Consider the following 21,291-nt stretch of genomic DNA (forward strand, 5'->3'; position numbering starts at 1 on the left):
GTCCGGTTCAGCGCACCGGGGGCGGGTTGCGATCGGCGAAGCCGCGCTGGTGGAAGTACGGGTAGGCCAGCGTCGTGGCGCTCGCGGCGTCCAGGCGCGCCACCTGCTCGTCCGTGAGGCTCCAGCCCACCGCGCCCAGGTTCTGGCGCAGCTGCTCCTCGGTGCGCGCGCCCACGATGACGTTGGCCACGGTGGGCCGCCGCAAGAGCCAGTTGAGGGCCACCTGGGGCACCGTCTTGCCCACGTCCTGGGCCACGGCGTCCAGCGCGTCCACGACCTGGTAGAGGTACGCGTCCTCCACCGGCGGCCCGCCCGACATGGTCGCCGCCGAGCGCAGGCGGCTGGTCTCCGGCAGGGGCTGGCCCCGGCGGATCTTCCCCGTCAGCCGGCCCCACCCGAGCGGGCTCCAGACGATGGCGCCCACGCCCTGGTCCAGGCCGAGCGGCATCAGCTCCCACTCGTAGCTGCGGCCGATGAGCGAGTAGTACGCCTGGTGCGCCACGTAGCGCGCCCAGCCGTACTTCTCACTCACCGCCAGCGACTTCATCAGGTGCCAGCCGGAGAAGTTCGAGCAGCCGATGTAGCGGATCTTCCCCGCGCGCACGAGGTCGTCCAGGCAGCCCAGGGTCTCCTCCACCGGCGTGGACGCGTCGAAGCCGTGCAGCTGGTAGATGTCGATGTAGTCGGTGCCCAGGCGCTTGAGGCTGCCCTCCACGCTGCGGATGAGGTGGAAGCGCGAGGAGCCCACGTCGTTGGCGCCCGGGCCCATGCGGAACGTGCCCTTGGTGGAGATGATGGCCTGGTCCCGGCGGCCCTTGAGCGCCTGGCCCAGGATTTCCTCCGACAGGCCATGGGAGTAGACGTCCGCCGAGTCGAACATGGTGAGCCCCGCCTCCAGGCAGATGTCCACCAGGCGCGTGGCCTCCTTCACGTCCGAGCTGCCAAAGCCCTTGAAGAAGTCGTTGTTGCCCCCAAAGGTTCCCGTGCCCAGGCTCAGCACCGGCACCTTGAAACCCGAACCACCCAGTCTTCTGAACTCCATGACGTGTCGCTCCCCGCGAAGGATTCGTGGACGACACTCCTAACGCGCCGTGCCTTCCCACACCACGCCGCGTGAGACAAAGCCCCCCCCACGCCCCGCTCCCGCTGGAGAACCCGCATGCCCTTCGCGCACCTCAACCATCAAGACATCTACTTCGAGGACTCGGGCGGCAGCGGACCCGCGCTCGTGCTCGCGCATGGCTTCCTCATGGATGGCCGCATGTTCGAGCCCCAGGTGGAGGCGCTCGCCCCGGGCTTCCGCGTCATCCGCTGGGACGCGCGCGCCCTGGGCCGCACCCGCTGGGATGGCCGCCCCTTCACCCTCTATGACTCGGCCGCGGACACGCTCGCGCTGATGGACCACCTGGGCCTCGCCCAGGCCTTCGTCGGCGGCCTGTCCCAGGGCGGCTACTGCGCCCTGCGCACCGCCCTGGTCGCGCCCGAGCGCGTGCGGGGCCTCGTGCTCATGAGCACCAGCGGGCGGCTCAACCCCGCGGAAGGCGCCGGCTACCGGCAGGTGCGCGACCTGTGGGGCACGCCCGGCGCCACGGAGAACATCGTGCGCAGCTACGCGAGCCTCATCATCGGGGATGACCGCTTCGCGCCCGAGTGGATGGAGCGCTGGCGCCAGACGCCTCGCGACGCCTTCGTGGCCGCCATCAACACCCTGCTCGAGCGCGATGACATCGCGCCGCGGCTCGGGGACATCCGCGCCCCGGCCATCGTGTTCCACGGGCTGGCGGACGTGGCCATCCCCGCCGGCGAGGGGGGCGCCCTGCATGACGCCCTGCCCGGCCGCACGCGCTTCGTCCCCGTGCACGAGGGCGCCCACGCCATCAGCCTCACCCACCCCCACGTGGTCAACCCGCCCCTGCTCGAGTTCCTGCGCGCCCACGCCTGAAGCGCCCGGAGCCCCTCGCGCGACCCTCGCGCGAGGAGCCCCGGCCCGGCTCAGCGCAGGTCGCCCCAGAGCACGGAGCTCTCGTCCTCGAGCAGCAGCACCGTGTGGTGGCGGCCCGTGGCGATGGCGCGCACGTGCTCGGGCGCGGGCACCGCCCCGGGCGTGGAGCGCGCCTCGGTGCCGCCGTCGCCGAGCTGCCCCGCGGCATTGTCGCCCCACGTCCACAGCCCGGTGTCCGAGCGCGCCAGCGAGTGCGCGCCGCCCGCCGCGAGGAACGTGACGCGCGAGAGGCCCTCCACCCGCACGGGGGTCGGCAGCGAGGCGGCGCTGGAGCCCACCCCCAGCTGCCCCTGGGTGTTGTCGCCCCAGGCCCACACCGAGCCCTCGCGCGTCAGGCCGAGCGTGTGCCGGGCGCCGGCCACGACGGACTGGAGCGCCGGGAGCGCCGGCACCAGGACGGGCGTGGTCCGCGGCGTCGAGGCGCCCCCCACACCGAGCTGGCCGTGGGTGTTGTCGCCCCAGGCCCAGAGCGTTCCGTCGGCGCGCACCGCCAGGGAGTGGCCGGCCCCCGCGGCGATCGACACCACGTCCAGCACCCCGCCCACCCGCGCGGGGGTGGAGCGGAAGGTGCCCGTCGTGCCCTCGCCGAGCTGGCCCTGGGTGTTGTCTCCCCAGGCCCACACGGAGCCATCCGCGCGCAGCGCCAGGGCGTGCGTGTCCCCCGCGACGAGCGCCACGACATTGATGAGCCCCGGCACCTGCTGGGGCGTGGCCCGCGTGCCGCCCAGGGCCGTCTCCGTCCCGAGCTGGCCGCGGGTGTTGTCGCCCCAGGTCCACACCGTGCCATCACACTGGAGCGCCAGGGAGAACGCGGCCCCGGCCGCCACGGCGTCGATGCACACCGGCGGCCGGATGAAGCCGGGCGCGTCGCGGAAGCCCTCGGCCTCGGGACCCAGCTGGCCGTGGGAGTTGCTGCCCCAGGTCCACACGGCCCCATCGACGTAGGAGGCCAGGACGTGGTGGGCGCCCGAGGCGAGCGGCACGGGCCGCGTCTGGCCCCGCACCGGGGCGGGCACGGGCAAGAGCGTGGTGGAGCCGTTGCCGAGCTGGCCCGAGGTGTTGTCCCCCCAGGACCACACCGTGCCGTCCTCGCGCAGCGCGAAGGAGGTGCGTCCGCCCGCCGCCAGGCCCGTCACCCGCGCGAAGCCCGGCACGCGCAGCGGCGACAGCTCCGAGACCGTGCTCCCATTGCCCAGCTGCCCGGTGGCGTTGCGGCCCCAGGTCCACACGGCGCCCTCGGCGCTCAACGCCAGCACGTGGGTGGAGCGCGGAGAGAGCGCCACGAGCACGTCCGTCACGCCCGACACGCGCGCGGGCGCCGAGCGCTGCGCCGTGGAGCCATCCCCGAGCTGGCCCGAGGCATTGTCGCCCCACGTCCACAGGCCCCCGTGCTCGTCCAGCGCCGCCGAGAAGGACGGCCCCGCGGCGATGGCGACGATGACGGGCAGGCCCCCCACCCGCACGGGCAGGGTGCGCCCGACGGTGGAGCCATCACCCAGCTGGCCGGAGCTGTTCTGGCCCCAGGCCCACACGCCGCCGTCCGTCTTGAGCGCCAGCGAGTGGTACATGCCCGCGGCCACGTGGCGCACGCCCGACAGGGACGACACCAGCTCCGGCGCCCGGGGCGCGAAGGCGGTGGAGCCGCTGCCCAGCTGGCCGTGGTTGTTGTCGCCCCACGCCAGCACCTGGCCGTCCGAGCGGACCGCCAGCGAGTGGTACACGCCCGCGGCGATCGCCTGGATGCCCGTCACGCCCGGGAGCGCGGCCGGCGTGGCGCGCCGTCCCGAGGTGCCATCCCCCAGCTGGCCATAGTTGTTGTCCCCCCACGTCCACACCGCGCCATCACGCAGGAGCGCCAGCGAGTGGAAGGAGGACGCGGCGAGGCTTCGCACCGCCGGCAGCGCGAGCGTCACCGGCGTGGAGCGCGAGCCGAAGCCCGTGTCCCCGAGCTGGCCATAGGTGTTGTCCCCCCACGCCAGCACCGAGCCGTCCGGACGCAGCGCGAAGGCGTGCAGATCCCCGGCCACCAGGGACTCCACCCCGACGAGGCCCTGGATGACCGCCGGCACGCCCCGCCAGCTGGAGAAACCATTGCCCAGCTGGCCCACGCCGTTGGCGCCCCAGGCCCACACGCCGTTGTCCTCGCGCGACACGAGCGAGAAGGCCCCGCCCGCCGCGATGCTCCGCACCTTGGACGGCGCGGAGAGCCGCACCGGCTCGCGCACCGGCGCGAGCGTGCCCTGGGCCGCCTGCCCCTGGGTGTTGTCACCCCAGACCCACACCGCGCCGTCGCTCGTCCGGGCGAGGGAGTGGCCCGTGCCCGCCTCCACGTGGGAGACACTCACCAGTCCCGGCACGCGCACCGGCGCCGAGGTGGCCCCCGACGCGCCCAGGCCCAGCTGGCCCAAGGCATTGTCGCCCCAGGCCCAGACGCGCCCGTTGGAGTCCACCGCCAGGCTGTGCGAGCCACCGCCCGCCACGCCGATGATGCCCGAGAGGCCCGGCACCTGGACCGGGGCGACGCGCGCGCCCGTGGTGCCATCCCCGAGCTGTCCGGCGGCATTGGCGCCCCAGGTCCACACCGTGCCGTCCTCCCGCAGCGCCAGCGCGTGGAAGTCTCCCGCCGCGATGGCCGTCATGCCCGCGAGCCCCTGCACGCGCACGGGCCGGGAGCGCGCGGTGGTGGAGCCGTCCCCGAGCTGTCCCGAGCTGTTGTTGCCCCAGGCCCACACCGTGCCGTCCGTCTTGAGCACCAGCGAGTGCACGAAGCCCGCGGCCACCGCCCGCGCCTCCGACACGTCCAGCACCTGTCCGGGCGTCAGCCGCGCGGACAGGCCGGACTCCCCGAGCTGCCCGTCGGAGTTGCCGCCCCAGGCCCACACCGTTCCATCATCCCGGAGCGCCAGCGAGTGCACGTTGCCCGCGGCCACCGCCCGCACCGACGTGAGCCCCAACTGCTGCGGCACCGGGCGATGGGTCTGGGTGCCATCGCCCAACTGCCCCTGGGCATTGCCGCCCCAGCTCCACACCGTGCTCATCGGCGTGACGAACAGCGCGTGGCTCGTGCCCGCCGCGAGCCGGAAGGCCGGGTCCTGTCCGGCGACGGCGTCCGCCCGCGAGGCCAGGGCCTCGGCCGGTGGGGAGAACGGCGCGTCTCCACACGCGAGACACGCCCACAGCAGCAGCAGGGGGAACGGCACCCGCGGGCGCCTGGAGAAGCTCGGGTCCATCATGCACTTCCTTTCCCGGGGCCAGATGTCAGGGGAGAGGCCCGGATTACGTCGTTCGACCGTCACGTGATTTTTTGAGTGACCTTGAAACGGTAAATCCCGCATATGCGGCCAATGCCCTGGGAAACTCAACTGGGTGAGTCGGGACTCGCCCCGGCGTCGCCGGCCCGGAGCCCGAGGGCGGCACCGGGTGGACGGGACACCCTCCGCGACCCCTGGGGTCGCGCGAACACCCGCGGCGCACGGGCCGGACCCGGCCGCTGCACAAGGACGGCAGACATGATTAGCGTGCACCCCATGACCGTCTCCCCGACCCGCCGACACGCCGCGCTCGCGGCGCTCGCCCTGGACGACGAGGCCCTGCTCAAGGCGTGCGAGGTGGAGTACTTCATCGGCTCCGGCCCGGGCGGCCAGCACCGCAACACCACCGCCAGCGGCGTGCGCCTGACCCATGGCCCCACGGAGCTGTCCGTGTCCGCCACCGAGCGCCGCAGTCAGGTACAGAACAAAGGCGTCGCGCTGGAGCGGCTGCGCGAGGGGCTGCGGGTACTCACCTTCGTGCCCAAGAAGCGCCACAAGACCCAGCCCACCAAGGGCTCCCAGCGCCGGCGTCTGGAGACCAAGAAGCGCACGGGCGAGAAGAAGGCCTCGCGCGGCGGCAAGGGCGACTGGTAGGCACCCGCTCCATGCCCACCCTGGAAGACGCCCTCGCCCTGGCGCTGGAGGCCCACCGGGGCCAGCGCGACAAGGCCGGTCAGGTGTACCTGCTGCACCCCTTGCGCGTGATGCTGCGCCTGGAGTCCGAGACGGAGCGCATGGTGGCGCTCCTGCACGACGTGGTGGAGGACTCGGCCTTCACCCTGGAGGACCTGCGCGCCCGCGGCTACCCCGAGCCCGTGCTCGAGGCGCTCGCGCTGCTCACCCGCCGCGAGGGCGAGTCCTACGAGGCCTTCATCCAGCGCCTGCGCCCCCACCCGCTCGCGCGCCGGGTGAAGCTCGCCGACCTGGAGGACAACATGGACGTGCGCCGGCTGCCCGCCGTCACCGACACGGACGCCGCGCGCCTCGCCCGCTACCGCGCCGCCTGGCAGTCCCTGCGCGACGCTTGAGCGCGATTGTGCGCCGCCCCCCTGGACAACGGGCATCGGATTCCCATAAATCCCCGACAAACGGGTGAAGCGTGTCACCTTCGACTTCACGGAGCCGAGCCCGACACGCGCCCATCACGGTGAGGGGTGCACGATGTCTGGAAGTCGCATGGCCGAGAAGCTGCTCGCGGGCACGCTGGCGTTCGCGTTGGGCTGTGGGGGCGCGCCCCTGGCGGAGGAGGACGCCGAGCCGCGGGCGCGGAGTGTCCAGGAGCTGACGGCGGCCGAGCGCGCGCAGGCCTCGGACCAGGCCTACCAGTGGCTCAAGGCCCAGCAGGATCTCACCACCGGCTTCGCGCTGGCGGGCCTGGTGGACAGCTTCGATGACTGGTGGAACGCCACCGAGCGCAAGCAGATCGTCTACACGTACGACCAGGCCGTGGCCGCCATCGCCTTCATGAACAAGGGGGACCGGGCGCGCGCGGAGAAGGTGCTCAACAAGCTCGTGGCCATCCAGGATCCCGACGGCTCGTGGATCAACTCCTACTGGTGGAACGGCTACGGCGAGGAGCTGCGCAAGCACGTGGGCCCGGTGGCCTGGGTGGTCATGGCCTTCATGACGCACGAGAAGCTCTACGGGGGCACCACCTACCAGGCCCCGGCGCGCAAGGCGCTCGACTGGATGCTCACGTTCAAGAAGTCCAACGGCGCCATCGCCGGCGGCCGGACCACCTGGGACATCCAGGGCGTGTGGACGGACGAGGTGTGGAGCTCCACCGAGCACAACCAGGACATCTACAACATCTACCGCTACTACGCGGGCAAGTTCTCCGACCGCGCGAGCGCGTACAACGACGCGGCCTCGGGCGCCAAGCAGTTCCTGGACAACGTGATGTGGAACAACACCACCAAGCGCTTCTACGGCGGGTGGAAGAACAACACGAACCTGCTCGACACCAACGTGCCCCTGGACGTCAATCCCTGGGGCGTGCTCGCGCTGGGCCTGTCGGGCACGCGCGACTACAAGTCGTCGCTCGCCTCGGTGGACAACGCCAAGGGCGCGGGCACGGTGGGGGATCCCAAGTACGTGCACTCGCTGCCCTACGAGAGCACCACCATCACCGCCTACGACTTCGACTGGCAGTACGACTGCGCGGCGGCCAAGGATCAGAACGGCAACTACAACGGGGACCGCTGCGCGGACATCTGGTTCGAGGGCTCGGCGTTCATGTCGGTCGCCCACCACATGAATGGCAACACGACCAAGGCCGACACCATCATCGACGAGATCATCAAGAAGCAGGGCAAGAGCGGCACGCTGCTCGGCGGCGTGCCCTACTCGCTCAAGGGCACGAGCAACAACTACTGGCGCATGGCGCAGGAGAACTGCGTGTCGAGCACCGGCTGGCTCATCATCGCCATCCACCGCTTCAACCCCTTCACCGGCGCGTACATCACCGGCGGCGGCACCACCAACCCGAGCGACACCCAGGCGCCCAGCACCCCGAGCGGCCTGAGCGCCCCGTCCAAGACGGCCACCAGCGTGACGCTCTCCTGGAGCGCCTCCACGGACAACGTGGGGGTGACCGGCTACGACGTCTACCGCGGCACCACGCTGGCGGGCTCCTCCTCGTCCACCAGCTACACGGTGACCGGGCTGTCGGCGAGCACGGCCTACTCCTTCACCGTCCGGGCGCGTGACGCGGCGGGCAACACCTCCGCGGCGAGCGGCGCGGTGAGCGTGACCACCAGCGCCTCGGGCGGCGGCAGCGGCGGCACCACGGGCGACTACACGGCCAGCGCCACGCGGCTGTCCACCACCCAGGCGCAGCTGAGCTTCAAGCCCACCACCTCCGCGCTCTACGTGGACGTGCACTACCTGCTCAACGGCGGCGCCCAGCAGAACTTCCGCATGGCCCAGTCCGGCGGCACCTGGACCCAGACCGTGAGCGGCCTGAGCTCGGGCGGCAAGCTGGAGTACTGGTTCACCTACGAGAAGTCCGGGCCCCAGTACGACTCGGTGCACTACACCTACACGCACTGAGCCGGGAGGATCGCCGGACCCGGCGCCGACTCCGGAGGGGCCTCGGCCCCTTCCGGGGCGCGCCGGGCGAGGCGCCGGGCGTCCACGAGCTGGCGCAGGCGCTCGCGCAAGGTGTCCATGTCCATGGGCTTGCGCAGCAGCCGCGCCTCGTGCGCCTCGAGGAAGCCCCGCGTCTCCTCGGTGAAGGCCCCGCCGGAGATGAACAGGACCGACTCCGCCTGGGCGGCGTGGTCGCGCTGGAGCGCGTGGAAGAACTCCATGCCGTTCATCTCCGGCATCATCAGGTCACACAGGATGACGTCGAAGGGCTCGGCCTGCACCAGCCGCGCGAGCGCCTCGCGCGCGCTGGAGGCCACCGTCACCTCGTGCTCGCGGCTCAGGGCCCGGCGCAGGGAGATGCCCACCCGCGGCTCGTCGTCCACCACCAACAGGCGCGCGCGCGGGGCCTGGGGCGCCACCGCCCTGCCCGGCACTAGCGCTCGAAGAGCCGTCCGAGCCGCTGGAAGAATCACCGTGAAGGTGCTGCCCTTGCCCGGCTCGCTCAGCACCTCGATCTCCCCGCCCATGCCGTGCACGAGCCCCTGGCACACGGACAGGCCGAGCCCGGTGCCCACGCCGATGGGCTTGGTGGTGAAGAACGGGGTGAAGAGCCGCCCCTGGACCTCGGGGGTCATGCCGCTGCCCGTGTCGGTGATGCTCACCCGCACCTCGCCCTCGGCGCCGTGGCGCATGGAGACGCGGATCTCGTTGTGCTCCACGTCGCCGGGCGAGATGGCGTGCGCGGCGTTGATGAGCAGGTTGAGGAAGACCTGCGCCAGCCGCACCTCGTTGGCATCCACCCGCGCGCTCACCGAGGGGTCCACCACCAGGCTCGCCCGGTGGCGGATTTCATTGCGCGCCATGTTGACGGCCGTCTTCAGGGCCGACGCCAGCTCCACGGACTGCGACTTGCCATCGTCCCCGCACGAGAAGGACTTGAGGCTCTGCACGATGTGCTGCACGCGGATGCACCCGTCGCTCGCCTCGGACAGGGCGTTGAGCAGCTCCGCCCAGTCCACCGCCCCCTCCGGCAGCAGGGGCCGCAGCGACTCCTCCAACTGGTTGAGCTCCTGCTGGGCGAACTGGATGTTCGCGGTGATGTAGGCCAGCGGGTTGTTGATCTCGTGCGCCACGCCCGCGGAGAGCGTGCCCACCGACGTGCGCCGGTCCGCCACCACGAGTTGATCCTGCAAGAGCCGCAGCTCGCGCATGCGCGTGTCGAGCAGGCCCTGCTGCGTGTACAGCCGCTCCTGGTGGGTGAGCGCCTCGTCGATCAACCCCTCGAGCACGGACACCTGGGTGTCGCGTCCGGCCTCCAGGCGCGCGAGCGCGGCGGCCAGTCGCTCCGGCTCGTCGCGCCCCCCGGGCGTGGTGAAGCCCTCGGGCACGGGGGTGCGCCCGGCGAGCCGCTCCAGCGCGCGCGTGACGTGCTCGAGCGGGCCCATGGCGGCGCCCCCCAGGCGCACGAGCGTCCCCATTCCCAACAACCACAGCAGCAGACAGCCCGCGGCCAGCAGCCCCCAGGCGTGCCGCACGTCGCGTGTCATCGCCTCGGTGCTCAGGCCCACGAGCAGCAGGCCGCGCTCGCCCCTCGGGCCCACCACCGGGGCATGGGCCAGCACCCGCGCGGAGGCCCCCTCCCGCGCCGCCACGCGCTCGGGGTGCCAGGCGGCCACGGTCGTCCCGTCCGCGCGCGACAGCACGCCGAACAGCGCCTCGGGCACCGTGCCCAGCACCTCCAGCGGGCGCGGCCCCCCCGGGGCCTCGTCCCACGCCAGGGCCGGCGCGCTGCCCAGGGCCATCAGCCGCGCGACCTCCTGCACCCGCAGCGACAGGTGGTGCCGGGCCCGGGACTCCAGGTACGCGCCGGACACGACGCAGAAGCCCAGGGCCATGAGCACGCCCATCACGCCGCCGGCCAGCAGCCATCGCTGGCGCAAGGAAGGTCGGCTCCAGAGCGCCCCGCGTCCCCCATCGAGGGAGTCGAGCGCGCTCACTCGGCACGCTCGCATGGCATGGCCGTCCCGAGGCCGGGTGCTGTCCGCATCATGGTGTCCCCCCCACGTGTGTTGCCCGACGATCACGACCGTCAGTTCAGATGCTCTCCGACTCCACCCGACCGGGGCTTGAGCGACTCCAGCACGGACACGGCTTGCGAAGCGCGGGGCGCGCGGTGCGACAGGAAGTCCTCGAGCGCCTGGTTCACCGCCCGGGGCGCGCTCAGGTGCGGCAGGTGGCCGGCCGCGTCGATGCGCGCCAGCTGCGCGAGCGGGATGTTCTGGGCCAGGTAGAGCCCCACCTCGTCGGGCACGGCGATGTCCCCGCCGGACTGGAGGACGAGCGTGGGGATCTTGAGCCGCGGCAGCTCCGCGCGCAGATCCGACTCGAAGATGAAGCGCGCGGTCGCCAGGGCGATGTCCGGGCGCATGGAGGACAGCGTGCGCGCGAACTCCTGCGCCAGCTCCGGCATGTCCGGCGTGTTCATCACCTGCTGGGCGAAGCCCGTCGCCCAGGCGTGGAACTGCGTCGACATGGCGTCGTAGAGCGCGTCGAGCTGGTGCTGCTCGAAGCCGCCCACATAGCCCTCGTCATTGAGGTAGCGCGGCGAGGCCTTCACGAAGACGAGCTTCTGGAAGCGCCCGGGCTCGGCGACCGCCGCCAGCAAGCCCGCCATGCCGCTCACCGAGTGCCCCACCAGGATGCCGTCGTGGACGTCCAGCTCCTCGCACAGCTCCAGCACGTCCTCCGCGTAGGCGTGGATGCTGCCGTAGCGCTCGGCGCTGTAGGCGTTGAAGTCCGAACGCCCACACCCCATGTGGTCGAACAGGATGATCTGGTAGCGATCCTTGAAAGCCGCCACCTGATGCCGCCAGGCGCGCTGCTCGGAGCCAAATCCGTGCGCCAGGATGAGTGGCGGCCCCATGGAGCCCAGAACCCGCACGTTGAGCCGCTCGTAGATGGACTGTGACATTCGTGATTCCCCCCCCGGGAATGTCGATGCGTGAAGCCATCCTACTATGCTTCGAGGAAAGACAGGAAGAGCCCGTTCCCTCGAAAACAGATGGCCCGATGCGCCAGGACACAGGCGCACCGGGCCACGGTGAAATTGCCGCCGGAGCGGCGCGGGATCAGCCCTTGGCGAGCTGACGCATCACGTACAGCAGGATGCCGCCGTGGCGGTAGTAGTCGAGCTCGTTGGGCGTGTCGATGCGGCAGAGCGCGGTGAACTCCTTGGTGCCGCCCTCGCCCGTGGCCTTCACGGTGAGCTTCTTCTGGGGCGCGAGGCCCTCGGCCACGCCGGTGATCTCGAACGTCTCGTGGCCGGTGAGGCCCAGGCCCTGCGCGTCCTGGCCCGCCTCGAACTGCAGGGGCAGCACGCCCATGCCGATGAGGTTGGAGCGGTGGATGCGCTCGAAGCTCTTGGCGATGACGGCCTTGATGCCGAGCATCGCGGTGCCCTTGGCGGCCCAGTCACGGCTGGAGCCCGTGCCGTACTCGGCGCCGGCGAGCACCACGAGCGGGGTGCCCTCCTGCTGGTACTTCTGCGAGGCGTCGTAGATGCTCATGCGCTCGCGCGTGGGGATGTGGACGGACACGCCGCCCTCCACGCCGGGCACCAGCAGGTTCTTCAGGCGGATGTTGGCGAAGGTGCCACGCACCATCACCTCGTGGTTGCCGCGGCGCGCGCCGTAGGAGTTGAAGTCCTTGGGCTCCACGCCCTGCTCCATGAGGTAGCGCGCGGCGGGGCTCGTCTTGGCGATGTTGCCCGCGGGCGAGATGTGGTCCGTCGTCACCGAGTCACCCAAGAGCGCCAGCACGCGCGCGGCCTTGATGTCGGCGAGCGGCTTGGGCTCGGCGGGGATGTTCTCCAGGAAGGAGGGCTTGCGCACGTAGGTGGACTTGGGATCCCACTTGAAGGTGTTGCCGCCGTCCACCTTGAGCTGCTGCCAGAGCACGTCGCCTTCCATGGCGCGCGAGTACTGGTGGCGGAACTGCTCGGGCTTGACCGCGGTGGAGATGGCCTGACGGATCTCCTCGTTGGTGGGCCAGATGTCCTTGAGGAACACCGGGCGGCCGTTGCGGTCCGTGCCCAGGGGCTCGGTGTCCAGGTCGCGACCCACCTCGCCGGACAGGGCGTAGGCGACCACGAGCGGGGGCGAGGCCAGGTAGTTCATGCGCACGTGCGGGCTGATGCGGCCCTCGAAGTTGCGGTTGCCGCTGAGCACCGCGGCCACCACCAGGTCACCCGAGGTGACGGCCTCGGTGACGGGCTCGGGCAGGGGGCCGGAGTTGCCGATGCAGGTGGCGCAGCCGTAGCCCACCACGTGGAAGCCGAGCGCCTCCAGGTAGGGCATGAGGCCGGCCTCCTTGAGGTAGTCGGTCACCACGCGGCTGCCGGGGGCCAGGCTCGTCTTCACCCAGGGCTTCACGTTGATGCCGCGCTCCACGGCCTTCTTGGCCAGGAGGCCCGCGCCCAGGAGCACCGCCGGGTTGGAGGTGTTGGTGCACGAGGTGATGGAGGCGATGACCACGGCGCCGTGGCCCAGCTCGTAGGACTGGTTGCCCGCCTTCACGGTGACGGTCTGGTTCAGGCGCTCGGGGGGCACGGCCGCCGCGGGGGCCTTGGCCTTGCCGCCGCCCTCGTCGTCCTCGCCCTTGCTCTTGCCGGCGGCCAGCATCTCCACGAGCGACTTCTCGTAGGTGGCCTTCATGTCCTTGAGCGTGACGCGGTCCTGCGGGCGCTTGGGGCCGGCGAGGCTCGGCACCACCGTGGACAGGTCCAGGCTGAGCGTGTCGGTGAAGACGGGGTCCGGGGTGCTCTCCGTGTGGAAGAGGCCCTGCTCCTTGAAGTAGGCCTCGGCCAGCGCCACGGTCTCCTCGGGGCGGCCCGTGAAGCGCAGGTAGTTGAGGCTCTCCTCGTCCACGGGGAAGAAGCCGATGGTGGCGCCGTACTCGGGCGCCATGTTGGCGATGGTGGCGCGGTCCGGCAGGGACAGGCCCTTGAGGCCGTCACCGAAGAACTCCACGAACTTGCCCACCACGCCGCGCTTGCGCAGCATCTGCGTGACGGTGAGCACCAGGTCGGTGGCCGTGGCGCCCGCGGGCAGCTTGCCGGTGAGCTTGAAGCCCACCACCTGGGGAATGAGCATGGTGATGGGCTGGCCGAGCAGCACCGCCTCGGCCTCGATGCCGCCCACGCCCCAGCCCACCACGCCCAGGCCGTTGATCATCGTCGTGTGGCTGTCGGTGCCCACGAGCGTGTCCGGGTACACGGTGCTGCCCTGGCGGAAGGCCACCTGGGCCAGGTACTCCAGGTTCACCTGGTGGCAGATGCCGATGTCCGGCGGCACCGCGCGGAAGTTCTTGAACGCGTTCTGGCCCCAGCGCAGGAAGGCATAGCGCTCCTGGTTGCGCTCGAACTCCAGCTCCGCGTTGGCGCGAAACGCGTCCGAGGTGCCGAACACGTCCACCTGGAAGGAGTGGTCGATGACGAGGTCGGCGGGGTTGCGCGGGTTGATCTTCGTGGGATCTCCCCCCAGGGCCGCGAGCGCCTCGCGCATGGCGGCCATGTCCACCACCGCCGGCACGCCCGTGAAGTCCTGCAGGAGCACGCGCGCCGGGTGGAAGGAGATCTCCGTGTCCGGCTCGGCCTTCGGATCCCACGCGAGCATCTTCTCCACGTGCTCGCGCTTGACCACGCGGCCATCTTCATTGCGCAGCAGGTTCTCGAGCAGAATCTTCAGCGAGAAGGGCAGGCGCGCCACCGAGGCGTGGTCCTTGCCCACCTTGGCCAGGCTGTAGATGTCGTACGTGGCCGAGCCCACCTTGAGCTGGCTCTTGCTCTTGAAACTGTCCGTCATTGTAGGTGCCGTCCTTCTGTCCATCCGTCAGGAATCAGGGGTCAATCCAAGGGTCTTCTAGGCCCGCCGCCCCCGGCTTGCAATTGCAAAGGGCCGAGGCGCGGGACCCGGGAAGTCCGGGGGTTCAGCGCGCGGACAACAGGCGCGCGGTGCTCTGCATGCGCTCCGAGGCCAGACGGGTGAGCGCCTCGCGCAGGTCCGGCTGGGTGGCGATGTGGCGCTCGAACGCCGGACGGCTCAGCCGCAGCAGCACGCTGTCCACGTCCGCGCGCACCGTGGCCGTCACCGGCGTGTCCAAGAGGAGGGAGATTTCCCCGAACACGTCGCCCTCGCGCAGCACCGCCAGGGGGATCTCCTGGCCGCCCTCGCGCACGCCATAGGGGGTGCAACGGCCGCGCAGGAGCAGGTAGAGCCCCTCGCCCTTCTGCCCGGCCGTCAGCAGGGCCTCGCCCGCCCGCGCATGGCACAGCTCGAACTCCCGCGACAGGCTGCGCCGCTGGGCCAGGCGCAGGGAGGAGAAGATGGCGTGGGCGCGCAGCATCTGGTCCGCGGCGCGCTTGCGGCAGAAGCCCCGCACCACCCGCTCGACGAGGGGGTGCTTCTCGGCGAGCGCCGAGAGCCGCGCCCGCGACAGCTCCAGGAACACCGAGGGCGTGGAGGGAATCACCGAGGCGCGCCGGGGCCCCTCGGCGATGAGCGTCAGCTCCCCGAAGACGCCCCCCTCGCCCACCGCCTGCGCCGGGGCGCCCCGGCCCTCGAGCATCCGCAGCACGTCCGCCTTGCCCTCCACCAGGAAGAACATGGACGCGCCCATGTCCCCCTCGCGCATCATGGGCAGGCCCACGCCCTGGTGGCGCACCTCCACCGCGTCCACCAGCGCCACGAAGGCCTCCTGGCTGAGCATGGAGAAGAGCGGCACCGCCACCGAGTCCTCCCGCTCGGGCAGCAAGAGCTCCAGGTCGTCGAGCACCCGGCCATCGCCCTCCTCCGAGGCCGAGCCGGGGTAGCGCGCGTAGAGGGTGGCGATGAAGGCCTGGGTGCGCGTGTGGCCCGGCTCCAACCACGCCAGGTGCTTGCACATGACGATGGAGCGCAGCAGCTGACTGCCCTGGGCCCAGTGCCGCGCGAGCGCCTCGCACACCGCGATGGCCTCGCCCGGTGTGCCCAGCTGCTCGAGCCGTCGCAGCTCGGAGAGGGCGTGATCCACCCGGCCCCGGGATGCGATCCGCCCCACCAGGGCCCGCTGTCGCATGACGGGGTCCGCCTCGTACTCATCCGTGTGTAGGCTCACGGGCGCGGCACCCTAGCACTTCCCGGGTCGCTTCCCACCGGCAAGCTCACGGGCGAGGGAGCGATTGTCGCCCGCTCAGCGCGGGTGCGAACAGGTCCCCCACCCGATCCAGGCGCCGGCGGAGCGTGCGGAGCGTGAAGCGCGTGGGGTCCAGGCGGCGCGTCACCTCGGACCAGCGCAGGGGGGTGGACACGGGGGCATGCGGCAGGGGACGCAGGGCGTAGGGCGCCACCACCGTCTTGCCCCAGGCGTTCTGATCCGCGTCCAGGTAGAGCCGTCCGCCGCGCCGCGTCTTGGCGCGCTCGGTGGTGGCCAGCTCCGGGAATTCCTGGGCGAGGGCCTCGAACACCTGGTGGGCGAAGGTCCGCGTCTGGGCGTAGGTGTGACCGGGCGCCAGGGGCACCAGCACGTGCAGGCCGCGCTTGCCGGACGTCTTGGGCACGCTCGTCAGCTCCAGCCGCTCCAGGTAGCGCCGCAGCCCCAGCGTCAGTTCGATCAGCTCCTCGAAGGTGCCCCTGGGTCCAGGGTCCAGGTCGAAGACCACCCAGTCTGGCTGCTCGAGGTGGGGAACGCGGCTCGACCACATGTGGAGGGTGAGCGCGGAGTGGTTGGCCAGCCACAGCAGGGACTCGGGACGGTCCACCACCACGTGGGACACGCGGCGCGACTCGTGGCGCAGCGCCACCGTGGTCATCCAGTCCGGCGTCCCCTCCACGTCCTGACGGAAGAAGCCGGGCGCCTGGATGCCCTGGGGCCACTGCTGCAGGGTGAGCGGCCGCCCGGCGAGCACCGGCACCATCAGGGGCGCCACGTCCCGGAAGTACGCGGACACGTCCGCCTTGGTGTAGCCCCGGTCGGGAAACAGCACCCGCTCCCCGTGGGTGAGCTCGACGGTGGGCGCGCGCTGGACACGCGCGGTGGCGGTCCGGCCCGCGGCCCGCTTCGTCGGCCGGGACTTGCTCCCCGTGCGCCGGTGGGGCCCGCGCGCGGCCGCGCGCGGGCGCACGGGCGCTTGCCGGGGCCGCTCGCGCACGCAGTCCTCCGGGCGCTTGTCCTGGCGCAGGCCCTGGAAGGACGGGTGGCGCAGCCGTCCGTCCTCCGTCCACTCGGTGAAGGCCACTTGGGCCACGTGGCGGGGCTTCACCCAGAGCGCCTGCTCATGGCGCAGGGCGTCGCGCACCAGCGGTGCGTCCTTCACCGGCGAGCGCTTCACCCGATCGCGCGACAGGCGCCGCAGCAGGTCGCGCCGCACCTCGGTGGAGTACCCCGTGCCCACCTTGCCCGCGTAGCGCCAGGCCCCGTCCTCGCGCACGGCCACCAGCAGCGCGCCGATCTCCGGCCGATCGTTGGCCATGGGGGTGTAGCCCACGATGGCCACCTCCTGGTTGGCCTGGACCTTGAGTTTGAGCCACGCCTCGCCCCGACCCGGCGCGTAGACGCTGCCCACACGCTTGGCCATCACGCCTTCCCACGCGTGGCGCCGGGCCTGGGCGAGCGCCTGGCGCGCGGTGCCCTCCACCCGCTCGGCGAGCATGACGGGCGGCTTCACCCGCGCGAGCAGCCGCTCCAGGGCCTCGCGCCGCGCCTCCAGCGGCAGGCCGCGCAGGTCCTCGCCGTCCCGCCAGAGCAGATCGAAGGCCACGAAGCGCTCCTCGTGCCCCTTGCCCAGCAGTTGGAAGCGCGAGCGGCCCGCGTCATCCAGCGCGACGATCTCCCCGTCCAGCACCACCTCGTGGTCGCCCAGCGCGGCGAGCGCCTGGACGAGGGCGGGAAAGCGCTCGGACAGGTCATGACCGCCGCGCGAGTGCAGGGCCACCTTCCCCGCGCGCACGGCCGCGAGCGCGCGGAAGCCGTCGTACTTCACCTCGAAGCACCAGTCCGCCGCGTCCGTGGCCTCCACCTGGGCGAGCGTGGCCAGCATGGGCGCGCCCACGTGCTCGAGCAGGGCCGAGGGCGAGCGGGCCTGGGTGCTCCGCCGCTGGGCGGCCGGGGGCGAGGCCCGCGTGGCGCGCCGGGTGCGGCGCTGGGGCCCCTGGGTGACGCGCTGACCGGACTTCACGGACTCGGGCCGCTCGACGGTGACGTCATGGTCGGCGCGCTCGGTGCCATCCTTGGCCTTGAAGCACAGCCACTGGGCCTTCTTGCCCGAGGGCCGCGTGCGGATGAGGTGCCACTCGCCCTCGAGCTTCTGGCCGTGCAGGGCCACGTGCAGCCGGCCGCGCGCGAGCTGGGCCGAGGCCTCGCCCGGCGGCACCGTGTCGAAGGTGCCCGACTCCCACAGGAGCGAGTCGCCCGCGCCGTAGTTGCCATCGGCGATGCGCCCCTCGAAGGTGGCGTAGGCCAGCGGATGGTCCTCCGTCTGGACCGCGAGCCGCTTGTCCGCCGGGTCGTAGCTCGGGCCCTTGGGAATGGCCCAGCTCACGAGCACCCCGTCGATCTCCAGCCGCAGGTCGTAGTGCAGGCGCGTGGCGTCGTGCTTGTGCACCACGAAGACGCCACCCCCGGGCGTCGCGGGGGCGTCCGCGGAAGGCTCACTCGTGCGCGAGAAGTCCCGCTTCTCGCGATAGGTGCCCAGACGCTTCCGGGCGGCGGGTCGAGAACGTCGCGAGGTCGTCATACCCCCTGAAGGTCGGCACGGCCTACCCACCGGGCAAAGCGCGGCCGGGCCTACCCCTCACGGCTGCCTCCCTCACTCCGCCCGTCAAGCGCGCGGGGAGACGCCCGAGGTCACATCCTCCGGCTGCCGGCTAGATGACCCGGCGGAAGACGTACAGCACGCGCTCGAGCACCTTGCGCCAGAGCGGCCGGCGGCGGAACGTGGCGAGGTCCACCTCGCGGCAGTCCTCGCAGTCGCGGCGGATGCCCTCCTCCATCTGCCGGCCGAGGCGCGGATCGGTGAAGACGGCGTTGGCCTCGTGGTTGAAGAAGAAGGAGAGGCGCTCGAGGTTGAACGAGCCGATGGTGCCCCAGGCCCCGTCCACCACGGCCGTCTTGGAGTGCAGCACGCACTGCTCCCACTCGAAGATGCGCACCCCCGCGCCGAGCAGCTTCTCGTAGAAGGCGCGCGTGGCGTTCATGATCCACGGGTGGTCGCCGCGGGAGTTGAGCAGGAGGCGCACCTCCACGCCGCGCAGGGCCGCGTCGCGCAGCGCCGCCACGAGCTTGCGGTCCGGCACGAAGTAGGCGGCCGCCACCAGCACGCTGCGGCGCGCCCGGGAGATGGCGTGCACGTAGGCGCGGTGGATGCTGCGGCGGTTGGACAGCACCGCCAGCCCCATGTCGCCCTGCACCCCGCCCACCGGACGGCGGCGCAGCTGCTTGCGCAGTCGGCGGCCCTCGCGCCAGGAGCGGAAGCGGTCCTGGAAGGCCATGCGCCAGGTGGCCACGAAGCGGCGCTCCAGCTCGTGCACCGCGGGGCCCTCCACGCGCAGCACGTCGTCCCGCCAGCACTCGCCCCCGTGCCCCCGGGGCGCCCAGTGCACGGCGATGTTCACGCCCCCGATGAAGGCCACCTCGCCGTCCACGGAGAGGATCTTCCGGTGGTCGCGCCGCAAGAGGAAGCCCAGGCCCCGGGTGAGGCTGCGAAAGGGCTTGAAGGGGCGGATGTCCACGCCCCGCGCGCGCAGCGACTCGAAGAACTCGGCCCGGCTCGACCAGGAGCCCAGCGCGTCGTAGAGCACCTTCACGTGCACGCCGCGCCCGGCCGCCTCCGCCAGCGCCTCGCCGAACAGCTCCCCCACCGCGTCGGACAGGAACATGTACGTCTCGAGGTGGACGTAGCGCCGCGCGCACCGGATGGCGTGCAGCATGGCGGGGTAGACCTCGGTCCCATCGCGCAACAGCTCACAGGCGTTGCCCTGGAGCGGCGAGTGCGCGGGGGGCAGGTAGTAGCGCGCCAGCAAGGCCGTGGAGACCTGGGCGTTCCACCGGGGCGAGGAGGCAGGCGGACGCGGCTCGCGCGGCACCGGAACGTCCTCCGTCCGAACCCTCAACTCCCCTGCCCCGCCCCCATCCCACTCACGCATGGTGGAGCAAGGGTGGGAACGGCAAGGTCGCGTGGCAACCATCCAGCGCCGAACATGTCCGGCGCCGGACACCGCCCGGCCCTACAACCCGAGCTCCTCGCGCTTCATCTCCGCCTTCTGGGCGCAGATCTGCCCCGTTTTCTCCGGGAAGTAGTCCTTGGTGTGGTCGAGCGTGGCGGAGGCCGCCTCCCAGTTGCTCTGGTTGGCGTAGCGCTCCACTTCCAGCATGAGCTTGGAGCACACCCGGTCGAGCAGCGTCTGCGCCTCGCGCATGCGCTCCTGGGCCTCGTAGTAGAGGTCCGGCCGGGGCTCGGGGTGCACCTCCAGGAGCAGCCACGCCTCGCGGAAGGACTTCCACGCCTCGTAGCCGTTGCGTGCCCCCACGTTCACCGTGTCCAGGTGCTTGCGCCCGCGCTTGTAGGCCTTGGAGGCCTCCTCGACCATCTGCTCGGGCGACAGCTCCGGCAGGGGCACCCGCTCCAGCCAGATGTTCCAGATCATCCAGGCGTCTTCCCCGGGCGGGTTGTGGGTGTTGTCGAAGGTGATGGTGTTCTTCTCGCCCTTCTTGAGCAGCTGCCAGGGGATCATGATCTCCAGGACCCGGTCCTGGCTGGCCAGCGTGTCCGGCGGCACCTTGCCCAGGTCCACGCCGTTGATGGTCACCACCACCTCACCGTCCGAGATGCCCTGGGCCTGGTAGTGGAGGATGGCGAGCGTGCGCGTGGCGGAGGTGAACTCCAGCTCGAAGGACTTCTGGTCGGCGTTCTCCCAGTCCACGCCATCGCCCAGGCCGAACGAGTCGGTGATGATCTGCTCGCTGCTGTTGACGCTGCTGAAGACCTTGGGCTCGGGGCCGCGCATCACCTTCACGTCATCGCCGATGATGAGCTTGAAGACGAGCAGCACGAGCATCAGGCCCAGCAGGGCGCCGCCGGCGATGATGCCCTGGCGCAGGGGCCGGGACGCCTGGGCCCAGAAGAGCTTGAGGTTGCCCAGCGCGCCGGGCGCCTCGCGCCGGATGCGGGCACGCTCGGCGGCGGACAGGCCCCCTCCGGGCGCGCTCTTCGAGGCCCGGGCCACCGCGCCCGAGCCGGCGCGGCGCGCGGGCACGGGCGCCGACTCGGAAGCCCGCGCCAGGGCGGCGCCGCTGGCGGTCGAGCGCGGGGAGCGCGGCGGCGAGGTGGAGTCGTCGTCGGGCTGCGCGGCCTGGGCCCCGGTGCGGCGCAGGGCGGGCATGGCGCGCGTGGCCACGCGCTGCACGGCGTCCAGCTCCTCGTTGTTCGCGCCCTCGGGCGCCAGGGCCTCGCCCTTGTTCTTCTGCCGGCGCGCCAGCGCGTCCACGGCCACGATGCGCGTGCTGTTGGCCCCATCGGCCGCCGGCATGGGCGCGGTGGACTCGTTCTCGTCCGCCGCCGACACGCGCTTGAAGACGAACACCACGGGGCCGAGCGTCAGCTGATCGCCCTCGCCCAGCGCGTGCTTGCCCTTGATGGTCTGACCGTTGACGCGCGTGCCGTTGGAGCTGCCCAGGTCCTCGGCGAAGTAGGCCCCCGCCTCGGAGAAGACGCGACAGTGGCGGCGGGAGATCCCCGAGTCGTACAGCACGACATCACACTCGGACACCCGACCGATGAGCACGGAGTCCAGTTCGAAGACGAACTCCTTTCCGGCCTCCTTGCCCTCGGCGATCGTCAACTGAAAGCTCATGAAA

13 protein-coding genes are annotated in these 21,291 nt (G+C 71.7%); 4 read left to right on the forward strand and 9 right to left on the reverse strand.

From position 1 onward, the window contains the following. Positions 1–7: 7 nt before the first annotated feature. Positions 8–1,042 carry an aldo/keto reductase gene (locus I3V78_RS34385; RefSeq protein WP_204494438.1) on the reverse strand — a complete coding sequence of 345 codons (1,035 nt, stop codon included), beginning with the start codon at positions 1,040–1,042 and terminating at the stop codon, positions 8–10. Positions 1,043–1,159: 117 nt separating this feature from the next. Here I3V78_RS34385 and I3V78_RS34390 point away from each other — a divergent pair, with 117 nt between their 5' ends. Further along, positions 1,160–1,942, forward strand: a complete 783-nt coding sequence (locus tag I3V78_RS34390) for an alpha/beta fold hydrolase (protein ID WP_204494440.1) — start codon at positions 1,160–1,162, stop codon at positions 1,940–1,942. A gap of 50 nt (positions 1,943–1,992) precedes the next feature. On the opposite strand, the gene I3V78_RS34395 is transcribed toward I3V78_RS34390, so the two are convergent. Beyond that, positions 1,993–5,235 (reverse strand): RCC1 domain-containing protein, encoded by a 3,243-nt coding sequence (locus I3V78_RS34395; RefSeq protein WP_204494442.1) that lies wholly within the window; start codon positions 5,233–5,235, stop codon positions 1,993–1,995. Positions 5,236–5,529: 294 nt separating this feature from the next. Here I3V78_RS34395 and I3V78_RS34400 point away from each other — a divergent pair, with 294 nt between their 5' ends. The 3 genes from I3V78_RS34400 (at position 5,530) to I3V78_RS34410 (ending at position 8,364) form a co-directional block, all read left to right on the forward strand. Further along, the gene (locus I3V78_RS34400) at positions 5,530–5,907 is read left to right on the forward strand and encodes a peptide chain release factor-like protein (protein WP_204494445.1); all 378 of its coding nucleotides are present in this window, start codon (positions 5,530–5,532) and stop codon (positions 5,905–5,907) included. Positions 5,908–5,918: 11 nt separating this feature from the next. Beyond that, positions 5,919–6,341, forward strand: coding sequence for a GTP pyrophosphokinase (locus tag I3V78_RS34405; RefSeq protein ID WP_204494448.1), 423 nt, complete (start codon positions 5,919–5,921; stop codon positions 6,339–6,341). A 148-nt stretch (positions 6,342–6,489) separates the two neighbouring features. Then, entirely contained in the window at positions 6,490–8,364 is a 1,875-nt protein-coding gene (locus tag I3V78_RS34410; protein ID WP_239576861.1) for a fibronectin type III domain-containing protein, read from the forward strand. Here I3V78_RS34410 and I3V78_RS34415 read toward each other — a convergent pair. The 7 genes from I3V78_RS34415 to I3V78_RS34445 form a co-directional block, all read right to left on the reverse strand. Next, positions 8,352–10,343: a hybrid sensor histidine kinase/response regulator gene (locus I3V78_RS34415; protein ID WP_204494453.1), complete on the reverse strand. Its 1,992-nt coding sequence runs from the start codon at positions 10,341–10,343 to the stop codon at positions 8,352–8,354. The two genes, I3V78_RS34410 and I3V78_RS34415, sit on opposite strands and share 13 nt — an antisense overlap. Before the next feature lie 149 nt (positions 10,344–10,492). Continuing rightward, positions 10,493–11,374 (reverse strand): alpha/beta fold hydrolase, encoded by an 882-nt coding sequence (locus tag I3V78_RS34420; protein ID WP_204494455.1) that lies wholly within the window; start codon positions 11,372–11,374, stop codon positions 10,493–10,495. Positions 11,375–11,531: 157 nt separating this feature from the next. Then, positions 11,532–14,264: an aconitate hydratase AcnA gene (gene acnA / locus I3V78_RS34425; RefSeq protein WP_204494458.1), complete on the reverse strand. Its 2,733-nt coding sequence runs from the start codon at positions 14,262–14,264 to the stop codon at positions 11,532–11,534. A 124-nt stretch (positions 14,265–14,388) separates the two neighbouring features. Then, the gene (locus I3V78_RS34430) at positions 14,389–15,516 is read right to left on the reverse strand and encodes a cyclic nucleotide-binding domain-containing protein (protein ID WP_204494460.1); all 1,128 of its coding nucleotides are present in this window, start codon (positions 15,514–15,516) and stop codon (positions 14,389–14,391) included. An 85-nt stretch (positions 15,517–15,601) separates the two neighbouring features. After that, complete coding sequence (gene ligD, locus I3V78_RS34435) at positions 15,602–18,172, reverse strand: DNA ligase D (RefSeq protein WP_204494463.1); 2,571 nt, start codon at positions 18,170–18,172, stop codon at positions 15,602–15,604. A gap of 130 nt (positions 18,173–18,302) precedes the next feature. After that, on the reverse strand, positions 18,303–19,520 hold the full coding sequence (locus tag I3V78_RS34440) for a phospholipase D-like domain-containing protein (protein WP_338023821.1): 1,218 nt from the start codon (positions 19,518–19,520) through the stop codon (positions 18,303–18,305). A 141-nt stretch (positions 19,521–19,661) separates the two neighbouring features. Then, entirely contained in the window at positions 19,662–21,287 is a 1,626-nt protein-coding gene (locus tag I3V78_RS34445; RefSeq protein WP_204494467.1) for an FHA domain-containing protein, read from the reverse strand. Between the last annotated feature and the right edge of the window lie 4 nt (positions 21,288–21,291).

It is taken from the genome of Archangium primigenium (assembly GCF_016904885.1).
Classification (GTDB): domain Bacteria; phylum Myxococcota; class Myxococcia; order Myxococcales; family Myxococcaceae; genus Cystobacter; species Cystobacter primigenius.